A 20,506-nucleotide genomic window follows, 5' to 3' on the forward strand; every position below is an offset into this window, starting at 1 on the left:
TTATTTCACAAGGTGCAGAAACCTCAGGTAAAAGGGCGTGGGGCTGTCTTCGGTCTTGGGCTGGTATTTGCCCGAAATAATGGGCACGTACATGACGCGGCGGCGGCTGGCCTCGTTCGTGAGCGGCGACTGGGCCACGCGGTGCCACATGCGGCCGTCGTGCACGGTAAGGTCGCCGGGCTCGGTCTCGATGGCCAGCTCTTCGGGGTCGTGATACACGTCTTTGTAGTACTTCTTCCGAAACAGCATCTTGTGCAGGCCCTGCCGATGCGTGCCGGGAATCACGCGCAGGCCCCCATTAGTGGCCTTGGTGCCGTCGAGGTGCAAGCCCACATTTAGCATGGGGCCGATGCGCTTGCCGTAGAACACGTCGCGCAGCGAGTCGGTGTGCCAGCCCATTTGCGAGAATTCGGAGCCTTCCACGTTCACATAGTGGTTCACCACAAGGCCATCCTTCTCATTTTCGCCCACCCGGCCGCCCTCGGCTTCGAGCAGGGGAAACAGGGCCTTGAAGCGGCTGTCCTGCAGCAGTTCGTGCAGCACGGGGCTGTGTTGGGAGGCAAAGGCAAAGCGCTGCACAATGCGCGAGCCATCGACGTCCTGCCCGTACTTAATGGGCACACCGTTAACTTTCTCTACTCCCTCGGCCAGCCATTTGGCCTGCACGTCCTGGGTGGCTTTCAGAATTTGCTGAACGTGTTCGGGGGAGGCGAAAGAGCGGAATTGAAGGAAGCCGTGCTTGGCAAAAAAAGCGCGCTGCTCGGCCGTCAGGGCACTGCCAAGGGTGAAGCGTGGGTAGTCAGATGATGGAGGCATAGCAGAAAAAAAGGCAGTTGCTGGGTATACCCAACGGGCCACAAAGGTAACGAGGGCCACGCAGCCTCCCTCTTCCGATGGGCTGGGAAACGCATGGGCCTATTAACCGCCCCGAAACGCCGGTGTTTTAATGGCCCATGTGCATAGACAGCATCTGAATTGACCGTAAGCCCACGGCCCTTTAATTACCATAGACGCATCAGTCTGTTAAATACCTTAGTTACCTAAATATAACTCGGAGCTGGCAGCTGGTTGCACATTGCGAAAATTTGAGGGTCTATTTTATGAAAAGCTTCTCATAGCCTCGATGCATAAGCTCGTTGGCAGCGAGCAGGCAGGCCTTGGCGTATGAGGCCTGCAACTGACCAGCTGGCCGGATTTTGCTTCATGTGCTCTACCTTAAAGAGTCAACGAGGCACTTTTCTCCCTAAAATTCCCCACCTTCACTCTCGCACACTTTCCTGCCCTGCACTGTATCACTTCATTCCCACCAATAAGATGGTCTTCACACCTAGCCCCATGCTCCTGAAGCTGCTCTATACCCGCGGCAGCCTACACAACCTGCCCCAGAATGCGGGCGTCGCCTTCAGCATCAAAAATCGGTTGGATACAGTAAAAATCACAGGCTTTAAGCAGGTTCAGGTTGGTGGGGTAGTGGTGCCAGCGGAAAACATAAGGGTTGATTTGGGCACTGGCGAGCAGCAAAGCGCTGCCGATATCAATGCCGATGGTCAAGCCATCGAGTTGCCCGTGGGTAGCTCCATGAAGATTCTTCTCGATACGCCGCCGCTGTCCCAGGGCATTCATCCGGTGCAGGTGTGGTTTTCTACCGATGCCTTCGGCGAGCTGCACGTGGAAGTGGAAGACGCCATTGTGAGCGCCGACAACCACAAGCCACGCATTCCGCGCTCCTCCGAGGACGACTACTCCGAAGCCGCCATCGCTGCCCGTCAGCGCTTTGCCGAGGAGTTTTCGGGCAAGGAATTCCAGCACCTCAAGCATTACTCTTTTGATGCCCATCAGCTGCAGGGCAACTGCGAGCATTTTGTGGGCGTGGCCCAGATTCCGGTGGGCCTGGCCGGGCCCCTGACAATGAACGGAGAACACGCCCAAGGCGATTTTTTAATTCCCATGGCCACCACCGAAGGCACCCTCGTGGCTAGCTACAACCGCGGCATTCAGGTGCTGAACCTGTGCGGCGGCGTGAAATGCACCGTGGTGGGCGACGCCATGCAGCGGGCCCCCGTGTTCGTTTTCCACGATGCCCGCGGCGCCCGCGACTTTGGCAAGTGGGTCGAAGACAACATCGACCAGATTCGGCCCCAGGCCGAAAGCACCTCCAGCGTAGCCAAGCTGCAGTACATCGACACCTACCTGAGCAACAAATTCGCTTACCTGCGCTTCAATTTCAGCACCGGCGACGCCGCGGGCCAGAACATGGTGGGCCGTGCCACGTTTGCCGCTTGCTCCTGGATTTTGGAGCACTACAAAGACCACAAAGTCGAGCACTTCTACCTCGAATCGAACTTTGCCACCGACAAGAAAGCATCACAAATCAACGTGATGCGCACGCGTGGCAAGCGCGTGGTGGCCGAAGCCGTAGTGAAGCGCGACGTGCTGATGCAGCGCATGCGCGTGACGCCCGAGCAGTTGGCCTACCACGGACAGGTGAGCAACGTGGGCGCCTTCATTTCGGGCGCCAACAACAATGGCGCGCACTCGGCCAACGGCATCACAGCCCTCTTCATTGCCACGGGCCAGGACGTGGCCAACGTGAGCGAATCGAGCGCCGGCATTCTCTACTCCGAAGTCACGCCCGAGGGCGACCTCTACATCAGCATCACCATTCCCTCGCTCATCGTGGCCACCCACGGCGGAGGCACCGGCCTGGCCACCCAAAACGAATGCCTGCAAATGCTGGGCTGCGTGGGCCGCGGTACGGTGCGCAAGTTTGCCGAAATCGTGGCCGGGGTGGTGCTGGCCGGCGAGCTGAGCCTGGGTGCCGCCATCAGCAGCTCCGACTGGGTGAGCAGCCACGAGCAGTACGGCCGCAACCGCTAGGGGCTACCTTGCACTTCCTCGAACACCAACCTTATTTCTACTTCAAATGAAATCCTTTCACTTCTGCTTTATTCTGTCTCTACTATTTGCGACTCCAGTACTGGCCCAACCCGGCGTGCCTGGCGGCAATGACGGACTCGGCAACACTGGCTATTCGTCCTTCGAGCTCATGAATAAAGAGTTGTTTGACAATATTGCCAGCGTTATCAGGAATTCACCCAAATACAATGGGATAATGGGTTCGCTCAAAAATGTGCCTGGGCGGGGGTACTTCACCCCAGACTGGCTGCCGGGCACGATGGTTTGGAAGAATGGTGTAGCGCGGAAAACCAGTGGGCTTCGGTTCAACCTAGCATTGCAGACCATTGAGGTTCGCGACTCGTCAGCAGACAATGGGATAAAGGTGCTGCCCGCTTCTGAGCTTACGCGCTTTAGTCTGGGCCCTGAGGCGCAGCCCAACAGCCATTTTTTCGAGGTTCATACTTATCAGAACAGCAGCGAATCGGGTACTCGCTCCATTTTTGAAGCACTGAACACCGGCGGCGAAGTACGCTTTTTCCTAATGCACATGATTGGGGTAGTTGGCCCACCGCCAACCAAAAGCACTGCAGAACTGCAGAAGAAGCCCACTTACGTCAAAGAAACGCATCTTTATGTGCTGAGAGCAGGCCAAAGTAAGCTGTCCGAATTTCAGCTAGGCCGCAAAAGCACGCTTAAGCTGTTCGGTGACCGCTCCAAAGAAATGGAAGCCTACGCCAGCAGCAAGAACCTATCGTACGAGAACGTTCCGGACTTAGTGTGGCTGGCTGATTATTACAATAAGCTTGCTCCAAAGAACAAGTAATCATCTTTTCATCGGCTGAGTTCCGGCTGGAAATGTGGCACCGGCCCGAAATCCGTATCCAACTGGCTGACGCTGCTCTACACTCTGGCAGATGAGTTCTGTCAACTAGGCCCGACGGCCGCTCACGCAACCCAGCGTTGCGCGCCTGTTCGGGCCCAATTGCTACCTCCGAGGCCGCAGTTACTATGCGGCACTAGGTTTCACGAACTTGGGCCAGGCCCTTCAGTTGCTGGAATAATTAAATTTATAGAAAATAAAATCACAGCCCTAACCAAGGCGGGTTATTTGCTCAAAATAAAAATGAGCGGAACACAGAGATGCCCCTATTTTACTCAAGATAATCAATAACTTATGGAACAATCAACAACCCTTTACTCCTTTGCCTGAAGCAGTGGCACGGTGATTGAAATAAGCCCCAAAATGCGTGATACTTGGCGATGTTATCGTATTTTTGGTACCCTTATAATTCATTTCCCCACTATAATTAGTTAGTGAAGCACTCCTACTACTTATTTGCCATACTTCTGATGGCTTGCTGCCGGCCGGCCCAAGCTCAGATAGCGCGGGACCAAGCAGAAGCTCAGCTGGCTTACCAGCAGGCCAATGCTTCGCCTTCGGGGCAGGCCTTGCGGACTTCGCTCAGTCAGCAGTCGAAGGGGTTCGTGGGCGATGGAACCTTCCAGTATGGGGCCCTCCGCACTTTCGACGGCCGGTACCGGCCCATACCTGGGCTGCGCTACCACGCGGGCCTGCAATTGGTGGAAGTTCAGGACTCCATCGATATTGAAGACACCCATTTGTGGTCGGCTGCCAGCCTGCGCGGCTTTGACATAGGCGACCCCGACGACAAAGAGACGCCCGTGCGCCGCTTCCGCTGCCGCCTCGTGAAGGAAGGCAACGCCGGCACCCGCCGCGAATTTGTGGAGATACTCACCGCTATCGACGCCGGGCCCCTGGTGCTGGGCTGGCTTTACTCCATTGCCCTGGTGCCAATGCCCAACGGCAACCGGCCGCTGGTTGCTACCCTCATGGCAGGCCCGGGCACCATCGGTGCCGAGCCGTTGCGTCCGCTCGAGCCCACGCAGGCGGCGGTGCTGCGGTTATTTGGCGCCCGCGCCGAAGACGTACGCAGCTTCGCCATTACCAACCACCTCGACTACACGCGCCCTGCCGATATTGCCCGCATGATGGACCACTACAACCGGATGGCGGTAGTAAAGTAATGCCCATTGCTTGCTGCACACGACAACGCCGGCCCTGATGAGGGCCGGCGTTGCCGTGTGCAACAAATCTGGTTTGCGGCTGCCTTTAGAGCGGGTCGGCGGTCACCTTGAAGGTGGCATCCGAGCGAACCGTGAAATCGTTGGCATTAAAGCCCGTGAGCTTGGCATCTACGGTCAGCTCGTACTTTTCGGCTTTGAGGTACTCATCAAGCTTGGCAGTGGTGGGCACCAAGGTGATGATGTTGGTTCCGCGGGGCACGGTCTGCAGGTTGGCCAGCAGAATCTTGTTGTTGGCACCGGGGGTGTTGATAAAAATATCAATCTTTTCCAGGAAGTCGAACGTGGCGCCGCTGGGGCTGGTCACGGTCAGCACCATCTTGCTCAGGTACACATCCTTTACCTTTTCGCGGGAAGTCTTGTTGTTGCGAAACGACTCGGCCGAGCCGGTGGTCACGGCCACGGGCGGCAGCTGCGCCCCCACGAAATATCCGGGAATGGTCACGCTTTGAGTCACGTCCACGTTGAAGGTCAGCAGCTTGTCAATCTTCTTGCAGCCGACCAAAACCAGAAACAGCACCAGCGGTGCGAGTAGAAGTGTCTTTTTCATGGGATTACGATGGGTTAGGAGTTTTTTACGAAGACGGCAAAAATTAATCCATCATGTCGGCAGCCCGCGGCATGTCGGGCACGAAGCCGGGCTGCCAGCTCATAGGGTAGCGTTTGTCGAGGTACTGCAGCGCCACATCGGTCATGTACAGCGGGCGGAAGGTGTCCACCATCACGGCAAGTTCGTGCGTCTCGGTTTTGCCGATGCTGGCTTCTACCGTGCCGGGGTGTGGCCCGTGCGGGATGCCGCTGGGATGCCAAGTGAACGAAGCTAAATCGACGCCTTTGCGCGACATGAAGTTGCCAGCCACATAGTACAGCACTTCGTCCGAATCGACGTTGGAGTGGTTGTAGGGCGCCGGAATGCTGAGCGGATGGTAGTCGAACAGGCGCGGCACGAAGGAGCAGATGACGAAGTTCTTCGCTTCGAACTGCTGATGCACGGGCGGCGGCTGGTGCAGGCGCCCGGTAATGGGCTCAAAATCGTGGATGCTGATGGCGTAGGGATAGAAATACCCGTCCCAGCCCACCACGTCAAACGGCGAATGCTCGTAGGTGAGCTCGTGCAGAAAGCCTTCCTTTTTCACCCTCAGCACGTAGTTGCCGGGCTGGTCTTCGATGATTAGCTCGGTGGGCGGACGCATGTCGCGTTCGCAGTAAGGCGAGTGCTCCAGCAGCTGGCCGAAGTGATTGCGGTAGCGCCGCACGGTCTCCACGGGGCTGAACGATTCAATGATGAGCAGACGCACCGGTCCTTCCTCAAAGTGCAGCTGGTGGATGATGGTGCGCGGAATCACCACGTAGTCGCCTGGCTCGAAGGCTACGATGCCCAGCTGGCTCCACAGCTCGCCACGGCCTTCGTGCACGAAAATCACCTCATCGGCCAGGGCATTCTTGTAGTAATATTCCATCCGCTTCGCCGTGGGGTTGCAGATGCTCAGGGTCACGTCGGCGTTGCCGAGCATGGTCTGGCGAGCGGCCAGATAGTCGCCGCCGGTCGTGGTCTGACTAAGGGTGCGCAGGTGCTCGGGCTGCAGCGGCCGGTCCTTCAGCAGCTTGGCACCATACGGCTTGTTTTCGCCCACTTCCTTAATCTGGGTGGGCGGGTTGATGTGGTAGAGTAGCGACGACACGCCATGAAACCCCAGCGTGCCCACTAGCTGCTCCGAGTATAGTGACCCGTCGGGCTGGCGAAACTGGGTGTGGCGCTTGCGTGGAATCTGGCCGAGGCGCTGGTAAAAAGCCATAGGAAGAGTGGGTGGGTTGGGGCAGTGAAGGTACGAAAAAGCCACTCCAGGCAGTCGTAGTGATTCACAGGAAAACAAATCCAGCTGGTTTAGTCCCTAAGGAGCTGCGGCCCTCGCCGCCCGTGGCCGGGGCTACCCAAGCCTCGTTGATGTTCACGGTGTTGCCCTGGCGTGGGTACCAGTATGCTACTTGGGTGCCGTCGGGTGAAAATGATGGGTAGCCTTCCAAGCTCTTGCGGCTGGTAAGGGGTCGGATGGTGCCGTCGGCCACATTCAGCAGCTGAACGGTACGTTGATTGCTGTTGCCAGAGTGCGGCAGTGGGACTTGCACAAAAGCCAGGAACTTGCCATCGGGACGCCAGGAAAGCGGCGACGAGGGCGCTCCCGGCGGAATGGTAACTAATAGGCTCCACGCACCGGAGGTCAGGCGCCGGGCTTCACCACCAGCCGCCGGCACCAGCCAGATGTGTGAGGAGGTAGGTGCTGCCGTCAGAAACAGGTCATTGTCGCCTACCTCAAAGGCATCGTACCCTTTTTCGGGTGGCCCGGCTTCGTTTTTGGGCTCGTCGGCCGTCACGAAGGCTAGGGCGCTGCCGTCGGGCTGCCAGGCGTAATGCTGCACACCTTTGCGGGTCCGGGTTAGCTGCCGGGGCTTGCCCCCAGCCAGCGCCCGCACAAACAGCTGCGGTGCAGCCTCTTTGCCCGTGCCGGTTCTTTCCAGATAAGCCAGTTCCTGCCCATTGGGCGACCAGCGCGGCTGCGTCAGGCCGGCGCGGCGCTCCGCGAGCACGCGCTGCTGCCCGTTAGCGGCCGTCACCAACAGCAGGCCGGTTTGGGAGCGGTTTTCCTCGTAGTCCGGACGGGAAAAAACCACGGCTATGGTTTTACCATCAGACGAAAACTGAGGGTCCGACAGGCTAGTAAGCTTGGCCAGGTCGCCCAGCTCGAACGGATGTTGGGCCCGCAGGCCAGTTAGCGGCAGCATCAGGAGCGCAAGCACGGCCAGCTTCGTGTAGAAAGGTCTTTTCATGCAGTGAACCAGCATACCTGGCGTGATAAAGTCATTGTTAGAAAAAGTTGAAAATCAACCAGCCAAGCAGGCAGCACCGAACTAAGGTAACAAGTTTTACCAAGCGCTCCATCATTTGGTGTAGCAAGACAGTCATCTATTTGTACAAAATGCCGCTGGGCAACAACCGCCCCTGAAATACGAGGATTGCGTGATAAAATATCACCAATCACACATGCAAGCCTTTGCGAAACTTTGCTAAGTAGAAGGCTCTTGTCAACTACTTATTTGCTTAATATAAAAGAGCTTATGTAGCCATCTCAGTGCGGAAAAGTGACCGCGCTCAAGTTAGTCCACTCAGGGCCTATAGGCATTAAGGGGACCATGTAGCGGACTTGAGTCAGCCGGCCCCAGCTAGCCTTGTCGGGCAACCCAGGCTCCCGTAGAACGCACCTTTCGTAAAAGCAGACGCTACCCAGCAGCACCAACCTAGCTGATTTTTGTTGGCTAGTGACGCTTGTTCAAGCATTCGGCTTTTTTACTTCCCCAGCAAGGCCAGTTGGGCCGTGCTGTCGCCTACCGCGTGCAGGGCGCGCTGCAGTTCCGGGTCCTGCTCGCGTAGCACCGTATAATACGCCACCGCCCCGTAGGCACTGCGGGCAATGAAGGCCTTAAGCTGATTGCGCAATAGCGGGGCACAGCGGCGCACCGCTGCCACATCGGTCTTCACGCCGGCTTGGGCAGCCTGGGCCGCGAGGCTCACGAGCTGGGCGTCGGTAATGCGGAAGGTGGCGTTGAACTGCTCAAAGCGCAGGCCTTCTAATTCGGGCTTGTTGGCTTGGTAGAACGACAAGGCATAGGCGCGGGCCACGCCGTGGCCCATCAGCTTGGTGAAGTAAGCCGAGTGCGCCAGCGTGTCGCGGGGCACGAATATATCGGGCATGATGCCCCCGCCCCCGTACACTACGCGGCCGTGGTCGGTGCGAAAGCGAAGCTCTTTGGCAAAGTGAACGCTGTCGGCGGTGGTCAGCTCGCCGTTGGCCAGACGGTTGGTGAGGTCGCGGCTGTACTCGGCGTAGCTGGTGCCGTAAGGCTTCTGAATGGAGCGGCCAGCGGGCGTATAATAGCGAGCAATGGTTAGGCGCAGCTCGCCCCCATCGCTGAGTGCAATGGGCTGCTGCACGAGACCCTTGCCAAAGGTGCGGCGCCCTACCAAAATGGCACGGTCGTGGTCCTGCAAGGCGCCGGCCACGACTTCTGCGGCCGAGGCACTGCCTTCGTCTACCAGCACAACCATAGCGCCTTGCTCGAATTCGCCGGCCACGCGGGCATAGGTCTGCGAGTCGTACTGCTCGCCCTTGCCGTCGGTGTACACAATTTTGCGCGAGCCGCCGATGAACTCATCGGCCAGGCGGGTGGCCCGGTCGAGGTAGCCGCCCGGGTTGCCGCGCAAATCGAGCACAAGGCGGGTAAGGCCCTGGCGACGCAACTCGACCAAGGCCGCTTTGAATTCGTCGAACGTGTTCGAAGCAAAACGGCTCACCTTGATGTAGCCTGTTTGGTCATCAACCAGATAAGCTGCATCAACCGATGAATTGGCAATGCGACTGCGGGCAATGGTAAGCACAAGCGGGCGGGCCAGCCCGCGGCGCCGAAGCTCCATGCTGACGCTGCTCCCGCGCGGGCCACGCAGCAGCTCGGTGAGGCGGCCCATGGTCAGGTGAGCTCCCGAAACCCGGCGGTTGGCGATGCTCATGACTTGGTCGCCGGGCTGCACGCCGGCCTGTTCGGCCGGGCCGCCGCTGAGCGGAGCCACTACGGTCATGGTGTCACGGAACAGGTTAAATTCGATGCCGATGCCGTCGAAATCACTTTGCAGGAAGGCATCGGTCTTTTCGCGGTCACGCGCCGGAATATAGACGGAGTGCGGGTCGAGCTTTTCAAGCATCTGCGCCACGGCGTAATCGGCCAGGCGGTCGGTGTCGACGGAATCAGCATAGTCTCGGTCGACATAGCTCAGGATTTCCTTGAAGCGGAGATAGCCGCGCGCCGTAGCATCGGGGTTGTCCGAAGAAGGACGAAACGGATTGTTGGCGACCAGCATGCCGCAGCCCACGGCCAGCACCAGCAGCGCCCCCTGGCGTACCCACCCGTACCGCCTGGTAGCAGCAGGCCGGCCAGAATCTGGAGTAGCAGGCAGAGAGGCAGCCATGCGGGCAAAACGGGTGCTAATGAATAGATAAACCTTAAATAGATACCAAAACTATTGAAATTTTCCTGGCCGCGAATAAGACAAGTCTTTTATAGCCAGATTTCATAAATCAATACAATCCTTTCTCCTAAAAGGCAAAAACAGATTTTCATACTGGCATATTACAATTATTCAGCAACCGCTATCAGCAATTAAGTGTAGGGGCTTCTATCATTTTACCCCGAAAAGCCAGAATTCGTTTGGATGACGGTTATCAGTGACTGGTCAAGAGTAGAGAGTTGCTGCGTTGGCGGGCGCTCGGCGGGCGCAACGAATTGGGCCTCTCGGGCCTGAACGTATCTTTGCGGCGGCAAATACCTGCCACTGCATACGTTTCGCACATTCATCACCGGGCACATGGGCCGCATCCTCGCCATCGATTACGGAAACAAGCGTGTGGGCCTGGCCATCACCGACCCCCTGTGCATGATTGCCTCGCCCCTGGAAACCATTCACAGCCAAGACCTGGTGGCGTACGTGCTGGCTTACCACAAGCGCGAGCCGCTGCGGGCCGTGGTGGTAGGCATGCCGCGCACCCTGCTCAATGAGCCCACCGACGTGACAAGCGCCGTGGTGGGGCTGCTGCGTCGGCTGCGCCGCGAGTTGCCCGAGGTGCCCGTGCACGAACTCGACGAGCGGTTTACCTCCCGCATGGCCCACGCCACGATGTTGGCTGGGGGCCTCGGCCAGAAGGCCCGCCGCGACAAGGCCACCGTAGACCGCATCAGCGCCACTATTATTCTTCAATCTTTTCTCGAATCGCCGCTGATGCGGGAAGTTTAGTTGTTTCGTTAAAAGTCATGCTGAGCGTAGCCGAAGCATCTCTGCTGCTTCGGCTACGCTCAGCATGACTTTCTGTTTTAAACCGACCCTTTTATGATTTACTCCATTGTCGCCATCGGCGACCCCGTGCTGAAGACCAAAGCCAAAAACCTGCCCTCCGACCTGCCCGCCGCTGACTTGCAGCAGCTGATTGCGGACATGTACGAAACCATGTACTACGCCCACGGCGTGGGCTTAGCAGCGCCCCAAATTGGCAAAGGCGTGCGCCTGTTCGTGATGGATTCGGGCCCCATGGTGGAGGTAGACGAGGAAGACCAGGAAGAAGGCGAAGAGCTGGAAGCCCCCATCAAGCGCGCTTTCATCAACCCCGTGATGGTGAGCGAAACCGGGGAGCACTGGGGCTTTGAAGAAGGCTGCCTGAGCATTCCCGGGGTGCGGGAGCTGGTGCAGCGCAACGCCGACATTGTGCTGCGCTACGAAGACGAAAACCGCCAAGTGCACGAGGAGGCTTTCACCGGCATGGCGGCCCGCATCATTCAGCATGAATACGACCACCTGGAAGGCATTCTCTTTACCGATAAGCTCTCGGCTTTCAAAAAGCAACTGCTGAAAGGCAAGCTGGCCCGCATCAGCAAGGGCGACGTAAAGCATGACTACCGCATGCGCTTTGCGGGCGACGGCAAGCGGCGGTAGCCTTTGGCGGGGATGGCACGGGGACCGGCACAATGCGGAGCCTACAGTTGAATTTAGCGGCCGTCCCCGTACCTTTTAGTCGTGAAAAAGTACGTACTCCTGCTGGTTTGTTTGCCCTGCCTGTTTCTGGCTCGCCAGGCACAGGCCTGGGGCTTTTTTGGGCATCGCCTCCTGAACCGGCTGGCGGTGTACACCCTACCGCCGGCCATGGTGGGCTTTTATAAGGCCAACATTGAGTACCTGACTGCCAACGCCACCCGGCCTGACTCTCGGCGCACCCTGGTGCCCGGCGAGGCCCCGAAGCACTTCCTCGACGTGGACCGCTACGGCGACAGCGCCGCGTACAAGCTGCCGCGCAAGTATGCCGACGCCATTGCCCGCTACGGCGAGGACTCGCTGCTGCGCCACGGCATAGTGCCCTGGAACGTGGTGACGATGAAAAACCAGCTCACCGCCGCTTTTCAGGCCCGCGATACCGACCGCATCATGCGCCTTTCGGCCGACATGGGCCATTACATTGCAGATGCCTGCGTGCCGCTGCACACCACCAAGAACTACAACGGTCAGCTCACAGGCCAGCGCGGCATTCACGGCCTGTGGGAGTCGCGCCTGCCCGAGTTACTGAGTGCCGACTACGACCTCTTCTCGGGCAAGGCCCAGTACCTCGACAGTCCCAGCAGTGCCATTTGGGGTGCGGTCATCCGTTCGCACGCGGCCGTAGATTCGGTTCTGCGCTTCGAGCAGGAGCTGACAGCCCAGTTTCCGGCCGACCAGAAGTTCGGTTACGAGCAGCGCGGCACCCAAACCATTCGCACCTATTCGCGGGAATTCAGCCGGGCTTACCACGCCCGGCTTAACGGCCAAGTGGAGCGCCAGATGCGCTATGCGGCGGCCCTTATCGGCAATTTCTGGTTTACCTGCTGGGTTGACGGGGGCTCGCCCGACCTGAGCAAGCTGGCGCGTACCCCCTCCGAAACCGAGCGGCAGCGCCTGGAGCGCGAAGCCAAGGAAACGGCCGCGGCCCCACACCTGGTAGTCCCCGGCCACGATGAGTAACTCCTAGACTTGGGGATTGGGGCATGTGGTTGGAAGTAGCACGAACTTTGTAGTTAGCGCAATAGAACGAGCTAGCAGCGTGCGGACGCGAACCACAAGTTCGTGCTTCTTAAAAGCGGCGCTTACACTACCTTAAACTCCTTTCTAGGCGCCAGGTCCTTACAGCCGCAGGCCCATAACTTCGCCTCTGAAACAACGTATAGGGCCTCCTGAAGTAAAGTATATATTATGATACAAGAGCAACGACTTGAGTCGCTTTGTCGAAGCTGATAACTAACCGTCCAACCCTGAACATTCTCCCGATGATAATAGTCAGAAGTTTACTCAAAAATTCCGGTTTGCTTTCTTTTCTGTTTTTACTGCTGGCCTCGCAAAGCTGTACCAAAAAAGAAACCGAAGCGAAGCCCGACGAAAACCAGACGCTCGGTGGCATCAGCAAAATAACCGGCAGCATCCCCGGCTCCTGCAAGCAGGTATGCTTGGTGGCTAACCAAAACAAATACGTGGGCGCGGTGGGCCTGGTGATGCGCAACGGCGACTTGCTTGTGACCTACAAGCTGACTACGCCAAACGTTTTCCTCACGGAGGTTTACCTGGATATCTTCACCAACATGGCGCAGCTGCAGGCCGCCGGGAAGCTGGGCAGCGCCGGCGTGGTGCCCACGAAGTTTGAGGTTTCGAAAACCTGGACTGCCGCCGACCGGGCCACTACCTACACGGCCACCATTCCGAAAGCGTATGTGGACCAGCTGAGCAGCGACTGTTATTTCGTGGCCACCCACGCCGTGCTTTCCAATGGCGAGAAAGCCTGGGGCGGGCTGTGCACGGACGCGGGCGAAGGCGTGGCTCAAGACGTTGCCAAGCAGTTTGCCAACAGCGCCGGCGCCGGCTACTTCGAGTTTTGTAAGACCGATTGCGCCCCAGGCATCGTGTATACCTATGCCTGGGAAGACCGGCAGGCCAACGGCAACGACAGCGACTACAACGACTTGGTGGTGCAGTCAACCATTGCCAAGTCGGCCACTGAGCTAAAAGTCAATTTCACCCTCGTTGCCCGGGGCGCCACCTTCGACCACAAGGTGCGTTTCCGGATTCCGAAGACGGGCATTGCCGGCATCTTCGGCTCTACCTCCTACACCCAAGATGCCAACTTCTATTACGTGACGGTGTTTGAAAGCACTAAGGCGGCGCTGCCCGGTCCGGGCGGGTTTGCCAACACCACTTCCCAGCCGCCGTGCGTTCCCTTCGTTCGCCGGGAAGTGGTGATGACCCTTAACAACGCTTTCTCCTACAACAGCGCCAAGCCTTTTGAGCCTTACATCACGGTGTTTAATTCCGGTAACGCCACCGCGGGCACCGGCTACGACCTCTATATCCACGAAGTATCCAATCGGGATACCTGGACGGCAGCCAACGGCAAGTCGTACCCGAACGGCATCCTGATTCCTCTCGACTGGCGGTGGCCGCTGGAAGGCGTCAACATCACGGGGCCATACCCGCGCTTCACCAGCATCACCGACGGGTTTACCCCTAACTGGGCGGGTGCCCCGGTTGACCCGTCCAAAACCTTTGACAAAGCCATCTGCCAGTAGCACGTTCCGCCGGCCATAAAATAGCCCTCCAAAACCACGGTTTTGGAGGGCTATTTTATGGCCGGCTTCGCCCAAGAGGGCGCAGGAAAAAGCTGAAACCGGCATTAATCATTCAGCAGCCGCTTGTCGCAGCATGACCACCTGCTTGTATAAAGCAATTCAAGCTAAGCACCTATTCTCTTAAAATTCCATGAAGGGCATTCCCTCCCTCCTTGCATCTCACCATTTCTAATCTGTTCATGACGTTTGCCTGGTACGGGCACCTGTACCTGTTCAAGAAAATGGCGTGATTTGCCAAGCTGGGGTTATTTGGCGTCATTTTGGTAAGCTAGGGGCTGGCGTTGTACGAGTACATCTTCCGGGTGCCGGCTACCCGGATGGGGTTTGAAGACAATGGCGGACCGTTCAGCTTATTTCAGCTGGAGGTGATTCAGGAAGTTATCTCGCTCACGGTTTTTTCACTGTGTGCCGTGTTCGTTTTCAAAACCGATAAACTAGCCTGGAACCACGTGGCGGGCTTTTTGCTGTTGGTAGCGGCAGTCTATGTTGTATTTAAAAAATGGTAAGAACCAGGCAAGGACAACCGCACTGCCCATACCAAAACCGGGGCAGCGTACTTGCGTGCAATAACCCACTCAACTTGCGCGGCGTAGAGAAAACCGCTTGGGGTAATAAGCCCATTTACTTGATTTTATGCTAAAAATATTACCGCGCACTGTTGTGTTTGTGGGGTTGGCTTTTTTACTGTCGGTTTCGGCCCGTGCCCAGCGCGTGGGCGTGGTACTGAGCGGCGGCGGGGCCAAAGGAATTGCGCACGTGGGGGTGCTCAAGGTGCTGGAGAAGAACGGTATTCCCATCGATTACATCATTGGCACCAGCATGGGCTCCATAGTGGGGGCGCTGTATGCGGCGGGGTACTCGCCGCGCGAAATGGAGCAGCTGATGCTGCGGCCTGATTTCCAGAACTGGGTGAGCGGCAAGCTGACCGAGGACAAGACCTTCAACTACCTCACGGCCGAACCATCGCCGTCGGCCCTGCGGGTTGGCGTGGCGCTGGACTCTACGTTTCGGGCCCGCATCAGCACCAATCTGGTCAACGACCTCAACCTGAACTTTGCCCTGGCCCGCACGCTGGCCCCGGCCGCCGCGCAGGCCGATTACGACTTCGACAAGCTGTTTGTGCCCTTTCGCTGCTTGGCAGCGGAGGTATTTACGCGCAAGCAGGTGATTCAGAAAAGCGGGTCGCTGGCCGATGCCGTGCGCAACTCCATGACGGTGCCGCTGGCCTTCCGGCCCATTCGCAACCCCGACGGGCGCTACCTCTTCGACGGCGGCATCTACAATAACTTTCCGACTGACGTGATGCGCAAGGAGTTCGCGCCCGACGTCATCATAGGGGTAAACGTGGGCGATGTGGCGTACAAGAAATACCCTTTTGACAAAGACGACGCCCTGCTGACCGGCACGCTGCTGTTTCTGGGAGCCAATGTGGCCGACACGCTGAGCGTGGGCAAAAACGGCATCTTCATTCAACCCGATTTAGAGGGGTTTGGCGGCACCGACTTTGACCGCGTCACTGCCCTGATTGCCAAAGGCGACACCGCAGCTCAGCGGCAGCTCGACTTGCTGAAGAAGCGCATTCCGCGGCGTGTGGACACCCTGGAGCTGCAAAAGCGCCGGCAGGCGTTTCAGGCGGGGGCGCCGGCCCCGCGCTTCGTGCAGGTGCGGGTGCAGGGCCTGCGTCCCGAGCAAAACGCCTACGCCCAGCAGTTTTTTCAGCGCTCGGGCAGTACTTACACCATCGACGACTTAGAGGAAGGCTATTTCCGGCTGGCCTCGGACGACTTTTTCCGCAACATCTACCCGCGCATCAAATTCGACCCCGCGCAGAACGGCTACGTGATGAGCGTGGACGCCCGCCAGAACAACAACGTGTCGGCCGAAGCGGGCTTTGTGCTCAGCAACCGGCCGCTCGACAACCTCTACGTGGGCGTAGAGTACCGTTACCTGCGCCGGCTGCTGTACACGGCTTCGGCCAACGTGAGCCTGGGTCGCTTCTACAACGGTGCCCAAGGCAGCTTCCGGGTGAACGTGCCCGGCCGGTTGCCGTTTTACGTGGAGCCCACTATCACCTACAACCGCTGGGACTACCAGAACACCAGCGGCCTGCTGGGGCGCGACGTGCTCAGCACCCAGGTGCGCCAGCAAGACACCAAAGTGGGCGCCCAGGTCGGGCTCAGCCCCAATTACCGCAGCCGCGTTCTGCTGGATGTGGGTGCCTTCTACCTGAGCGACGACTACGCCAACGTGCGCGAAATATCGAGTTCGACCAAGCTCGACAAAACCAATTTCCGGGGCGGCACGGCGGCCCTGCAGTTCGCTCGCAACTCGCTCAATCGCAAGCAGTACGCCACCCGGGGCAAGCGGACGGTGCTGACAGTGCGGGGCGTTACCGGTTCGGAAGACTACAGAGCCGGCGACACCTCGACCCTGCTGGGCCTTTCGCAAAACCACCAGTGGGTGCAGCTACGCGGCACTTTGGAAAAATACTTCCCGCTGAAAGGCGACAAACACGCTTGGGGCTATTACGCTGAAGTGGTGGCCAGTACCCAGGGCGTGTTTGCCAACTACCGCTCCAGCCTGACCACCGCGCCGGTATTTGCCCCACTGCCCGACTCCCGTACCTCGTTTATGGACAACTACCGCTCGCCGCGCTACGCGGCCGTGGGCCTGCGCTACATATTGCCGCTGCTGGGCAAGCTGGAGTGGCGCAACGAGGTATTCACCCACGTGAACTACCGCCCCCTGCGCCAAACCGAGGAGCAGCGTGCCGTGAAGACCGATGGCTTCGAGCGGCCCCGCCTCACGGCGAGTTCGGGCGTGGTGTTCCAGACCCCCGTGGGGCCCCTGGCAGTGCATGCCCTGTTCTACGACGACCCCTCGCGCCGCTTCAGCGTGTATGGCCACTTGGGCTACCTGCTGTTTCGCAGCCGGGCGCTGGAATAAGCGGGTTAGCCGGATAGTGCGACGGCGCTTCGGCGTGCGAAGAGTCAGGAGCTGCCTCGCGGCCCGCTAAGACGACACGCTAGCAGCTGCACGAGGTGTGTCTGCTACGGCCTAGCTACCGGAACAATAAAAAAGGGCTGCCCAATTGGGCAGCCCTTTTTGCAATATGTTAAAATTAGCTATTATTTGATAATCATCAGCTTGTGCGTCTGCGCCTGCCCATTGAGTACCAGCCGACAGGTATACAGGCCGGTGGGTAGCCCCTTGCTTTCCAGGGTCAGCTTGTAGGCCTGGCCGGCCTCGGCCACGCCATCAAACAGGGTGGCCACTACCTGGCCAATGCCATTGAATACCTGCAAGCGGGCCGCTCCCTGCCGGGCGCTCTGGAAGCTAATGGTAGTGTGCTCGATGAACGGATTGGGGTAAGCCACGAACGTGGTGGGCAGGGCAGCAGCGGCGGTTGCTACCTCGGCGCTGGCACCGTTGCCGGCGCAGGCACCCAGCACGTCGCGGTACCCGGCGCTTGTGAGGCGCTCTTGCACATCACTGGCATCGATGCAGATGGGGTTGCCGTTGTGGCAGATTAGCACTTTATTACTCCTGTTGCCACACACCGCATTTATCACGGTCAGGGTGATGGTGGCCGTGGCCGTGCAGCCGTACTCGTTGGTGGCCGTGACGGTGTAGGCATAAGTGCCGGGCGCAGTGGCCATGAACACCGGAGCGGCCCCGGTAGTGCTGCTCAGGCCCGCAGCCGGGCTCCACAGGTAGCTCACGCCTCCTGAGGCAGCGAGCGTGGCTGCCTGCGGACCATAGCCTAGGTAGAGCGCAGTGGCCACGCCGCCGGTATACACCGTGCTCGAGGGCGTGACAGCAATGCTCGGCGTGGAAATGCTGCCCACTACCGTTACGGTAGCCGTGGCCGTGGCGGCGTTGCCGTTGTTGTCCGTAACAGTGAGCGTCACGGCATTCTCACCCAGGTTGGCGCAGGTGAAGGTGGCAGGGCTCACCACGGCGCTGGCAATGCCGTAGTCGTCGCTGCTGCCATTGTCGACATCGGCACCCATGATGCTGGCTGTGCCATTAACTAAGGTTACCGTGATATTTTTGCTCAGCACCGTAGGAGCCACTAGGTCCTGCGCCGCGAACGACCATACGCCGCCCACGGCTACTTCGCCGTCGCGGGTGCCTTCGCCGTCTTTCACGGCATCAACGCGCCAGTAGTGCGTGCTAATGGTGCTGGCGCCGGCCAGCAGGTACTCCGACTGCGCCACGCCTGCGGCCACCAGCTGCAGGGTGCTGGGCGAATTGCCTACGAATACGTTGTAGCGGTCGGCCGAGCCGTTCCAGTCCAGGCGAATGCCCTTGCCATACACGGCGGCCCCATTGGCGGGCGCCAGGTAGGTAGCCGGGTTCACCAGGGGCGTAGTAGCGGCACCAATCAGGCTGATGTTGTAAGCGGGGGCCGTCATGCCCTCGCCCAGGTAGAAGCTGGGGTGAGGCGGCTGGTTGTAGGCCGAGTTTTGCAGCGCCACCTGGGTCCGGTACTGGGCGTCGTGCATCAGTGTAGGAATGCGGTTCGCCGAAGGGATGGTAGTGGTGTAAATCAGCAGCTGGGTGTTGTCGAGCGAGCGCAGGATGAACTCTTCGCGCCAGTCGCCCAGGATATCAGCCAAAACGCAGGGGTTCGCTTTGGTGGTGTTGATGGTCTGGCCGGCGCCATTTTCGGCCAGGCTGGGCGTCAGCAGGCGCGAAAGGCTGTTCGTGAGGTGATTCCACTTTTCCAGCCGCACCGTGCTAAACCGGCTTGTAGAATTATAGGCGGCATCGAGCAGCTCGCGCTGCAAGTCGCCGTCCCACCACAGGCCGAAGTTTACCGTGGGCTTGGCCGTGCCAATCAGCCCGCCCTTGCAGTCGTACAGGCCGCCGGAGGAGCCCCACATCTCGTAGCCCGGGCGCGTCGGGTCGATATCCGCAGCCATGGCCCGGCCGATGTCGCCGGTAGTATTCACGCCCCACAGCAGTTCGCCGGTGCGGGCATCGCGCAGCTGCAGCCCCTTGCCGGCGTATTGGGAAGGAGATTCGTGGCACATCCACACTTCCTGGCCGGGCCGGGAGGGGTCCATGTCGGTCATGTGCAGGGCGTCGCCGTGGCCGTAGCCAGTCGAATACAAGCCGCGGCCGTCGTCGTCGATGGTGCTGGCGCCGTTGCAGATTTCGTCTTTGCCATCGCCGTCAACATCGCCCACGGTGAGCTGGTGGTTGCCCTGGCCGGCATAGGCACCGTTGCCGGGGTCGTTGCTGTCGAAGGTCCAGCGGTGGGTGAGCTGGCCGTTGCGCCAGTCCCAGGCCACGCGCACCAGGCGGGTGTAATAGCCGCGGCCCATCACTAGGCTGGGGTGCTGGCCGTCGAGGTAGGCAATGGCGGAAATGAAGCGGTCGACGCGGTTGCCGTAGTTGTCGCCCCAACTGCTCACGGCGCCGCGGGCGGGCAGGTAGTTGGTAGTGGCCATGGCTGCGCCGGTCAGGCCATTGAATACGGTCATGAATTCGGGGCCGGCCAGCACGTAGCCGGCCGTGTTGCGGAAGTCAGCAGCCGCATCGCCAATCACTACGCCCTGGCCATCCACAGTGCCATCGGCAGTTTTCACCGAAATTTCGGCTTTGCCGTCGCTGTCGAGGTCGTACACCATGAGCTGGGTGTAGTGTGCTCCGGCGCGGATGTTGCGGCCCAAATCGATGCGCCACAGGTGGGCACCATTCAGCTTGTAAGCGTCAATGTACACGTTGCCCGTATAGCCCGACTGCGAGTTGTCTTTGGCATTCGAGGGGTCCCATTTAAGCACTATTTCGTATTCGCCGTCGCCGTCCAGGTCCGCCACCGAAGCGTCGTTGGGGCTGTAGGTATAAGCCACGCCGTCGGGGGTGTGGCCGCCCGCTGGAACCTGCAACGGCACCGACAGGAACTGCTTGGCCTGCACCAGCGCCGTGGACGAGCCGGCCTGCTCCACACCGTTCACCACGGGCCGCACGCTGTAGGTAGCGTTGGTGGAGGTATTATCGACGAAGTTGGTAGAGTTGGTGATGGGCGTAGCGTTGGCTTTCACTCCGCCGCGGTACACGTTGAAGGCAATGCTGCTGGGGTCGTTGCCAAACAGGCGCCAGCCCACATAAACCTGGCTGCTGCTGGTGCGCACGGCCACTACGCCGCGATTAAGTTTTTCCAGGATTTTCTGAGCCTGCGCCGGCATTATTAGTAGCAGGCAGGCCACGCAAAACAGCAGCGCTGCTTTGAAAGAAGTAACATGTTTTACCATAG

14 protein-coding genes and 1 pseudogene are annotated in these 20,506 nt (G+C 59.1%); 9 read left to right on the forward strand and 6 right to left on the reverse strand.

Features of this window, described 5'->3' with window-relative positions; all coding sequences use genetic code 11:
• Entirely contained in the window at window positions 1-816 is an 816-nt protein-coding gene (locus tag ACP7AJ_RS06790) for a phytanoyl-CoA dioxygenase family protein (RefSeq protein ID WP_426059434.1), read from the reverse strand.
• A 498-nt stretch (window positions 817-1,314) separates the two neighbouring features.
• Here ACP7AJ_RS06790 and ACP7AJ_RS06795 point away from each other — a divergent pair, with 498 nt between their 5' ends.
• From ACP7AJ_RS06795 to ACP7AJ_RS06805, 3 genes are all read left to right on the forward strand, one after another.
• On the forward strand, window positions 1,315-2,877 hold the full coding sequence (locus ACP7AJ_RS06795) for a hydroxymethylglutaryl-CoA reductase (protein WP_426059435.1): 1,563 nt from the start codon (window positions 1,315-1,317) through the stop codon (window positions 2,875-2,877).
• 46 nt (window positions 2,878-2,923) lie between these two features.
• Window positions 2,924-3,721, forward strand: a complete 798-nt coding sequence (locus tag ACP7AJ_RS06800; protein ID WP_426059436.1) for a hypothetical protein — start codon at window positions 2,924-2,926, stop codon at window positions 3,719-3,721.
• Window positions 3,722-4,212: 491 nt separating this feature from the next.
• Window positions 4,213-4,944: a hypothetical protein gene (locus tag ACP7AJ_RS06805; RefSeq protein ID WP_426059437.1), complete on the forward strand. Its 732-nt coding sequence runs from the start codon at window positions 4,213-4,215 to the stop codon at window positions 4,942-4,944.
• Window positions 4,945-5,029: 85 nt separating this feature from the next.
• On the opposite strand, the gene ACP7AJ_RS06810 is transcribed toward ACP7AJ_RS06805, so the two are convergent.
• The 4 genes from ACP7AJ_RS06810 to ACP7AJ_RS06825 form a co-directional block, all read right to left on the reverse strand.
• On the reverse strand, window positions 5,030-5,551 hold the full coding sequence (locus tag ACP7AJ_RS06810; RefSeq protein WP_426059438.1) for a hypothetical protein: 522 nt from the start codon (window positions 5,549-5,551) through the stop codon (window positions 5,030-5,032).
• A 43-nt stretch (window positions 5,552-5,594) separates the two neighbouring features.
• Entirely contained in the window at window positions 5,595-6,797 is a 1,203-nt protein-coding gene (locus tag ACP7AJ_RS06815) for a homogentisate 1,2-dioxygenase (RefSeq protein WP_426059439.1), read from the reverse strand.
• Between the two features lie 64 nt (window positions 6,798-6,861).
• Window positions 6,862-7,827: a TolB family protein gene (locus tag ACP7AJ_RS06820; RefSeq protein ID WP_426059440.1), complete on the reverse strand. Its 966-nt coding sequence runs from the start codon at window positions 7,825-7,827 to the stop codon at window positions 6,862-6,864.
• 517 nt (window positions 7,828-8,344) lie between these two features.
• A complete protein-coding gene (locus ACP7AJ_RS06825; RefSeq protein ID WP_426059441.1) occupies window positions 8,345-10,018 on the reverse strand; it encodes a S41 family peptidase in 1,674 nt (557 codons plus the stop codon).
• A gap of 396 nt (window positions 10,019-10,414) precedes the next feature.
• Here ACP7AJ_RS06825 and ruvX point away from each other — a divergent pair, with 396 nt between their 5' ends.
• From ruvX to ACP7AJ_RS06855, 6 genes and pseudogenes are all read left to right on the forward strand, one after another.
• Window positions 10,415-10,840 (forward strand): Holliday junction resolvase RuvX, encoded by a 426-nt coding sequence (ruvX, locus tag ACP7AJ_RS06830; protein ID WP_426059442.1) that lies wholly within the window; start codon window positions 10,415-10,417, stop codon window positions 10,838-10,840.
• Between the two features lie 93 nt (window positions 10,841-10,933).
• Window positions 10,934-11,533, forward strand: coding sequence for a peptide deformylase (gene def / locus ACP7AJ_RS06835; protein WP_426059443.1), 600 nt, complete (start codon window positions 10,934-10,936; stop codon window positions 11,531-11,533).
• Window positions 11,534-11,614: 81 nt separating this feature from the next.
• Window positions 11,615-12,589: a zinc dependent phospholipase C family protein gene (locus tag ACP7AJ_RS06840; protein WP_426059444.1), complete on the forward strand. Its 975-nt coding sequence runs from the start codon at window positions 11,615-11,617 to the stop codon at window positions 12,587-12,589.
• Between the two features lie 338 nt (window positions 12,590-12,927).
• On the forward strand, window positions 12,928-14,181 hold the full coding sequence (locus ACP7AJ_RS06845) for an LruC domain-containing protein (RefSeq protein WP_426059445.1): 1,254 nt from the start codon (window positions 12,928-12,930) through the stop codon (window positions 14,179-14,181).
• A 332-nt stretch (window positions 14,182-14,513) separates the two neighbouring features.
• Window positions 14,514-14,747 (forward strand): annotated as a pseudogene (locus ACP7AJ_RS06850) (DMT family protein); the annotation flags it as partial.
• Between the two features lie 127 nt (window positions 14,748-14,874).
• Complete coding sequence (locus tag ACP7AJ_RS06855) at window positions 14,875-17,187, forward strand: patatin-like phospholipase family protein (protein WP_426059446.1); 2,313 nt, start codon at window positions 14,875-14,877, stop codon at window positions 17,185-17,187.
• A 182-nt stretch (window positions 17,188-17,369) separates the two neighbouring features.
• Here the strand turns inward: ACP7AJ_RS06855 and ACP7AJ_RS06860 are convergent, their stop codons facing one another.
• Window positions 17,370-20,504 carry a T9SS type A sorting domain-containing protein gene (locus ACP7AJ_RS06860; RefSeq protein ID WP_426059447.1) on the reverse strand — a complete coding sequence of 1,045 codons (3,135 nt, stop codon included), beginning with the start codon at window positions 20,502-20,504 and terminating at the stop codon, window positions 17,370-17,372.
• Between the last annotated feature and the right edge of the window lie 2 nt (window positions 20,505-20,506).

The organism is Hymenobacter sp. B1770, from assembly GCF_049896385.1.
Classification (GTDB): Bacteria; Bacteroidota; Bacteroidia; order Cytophagales; family Hymenobacteraceae; genus Hymenobacter.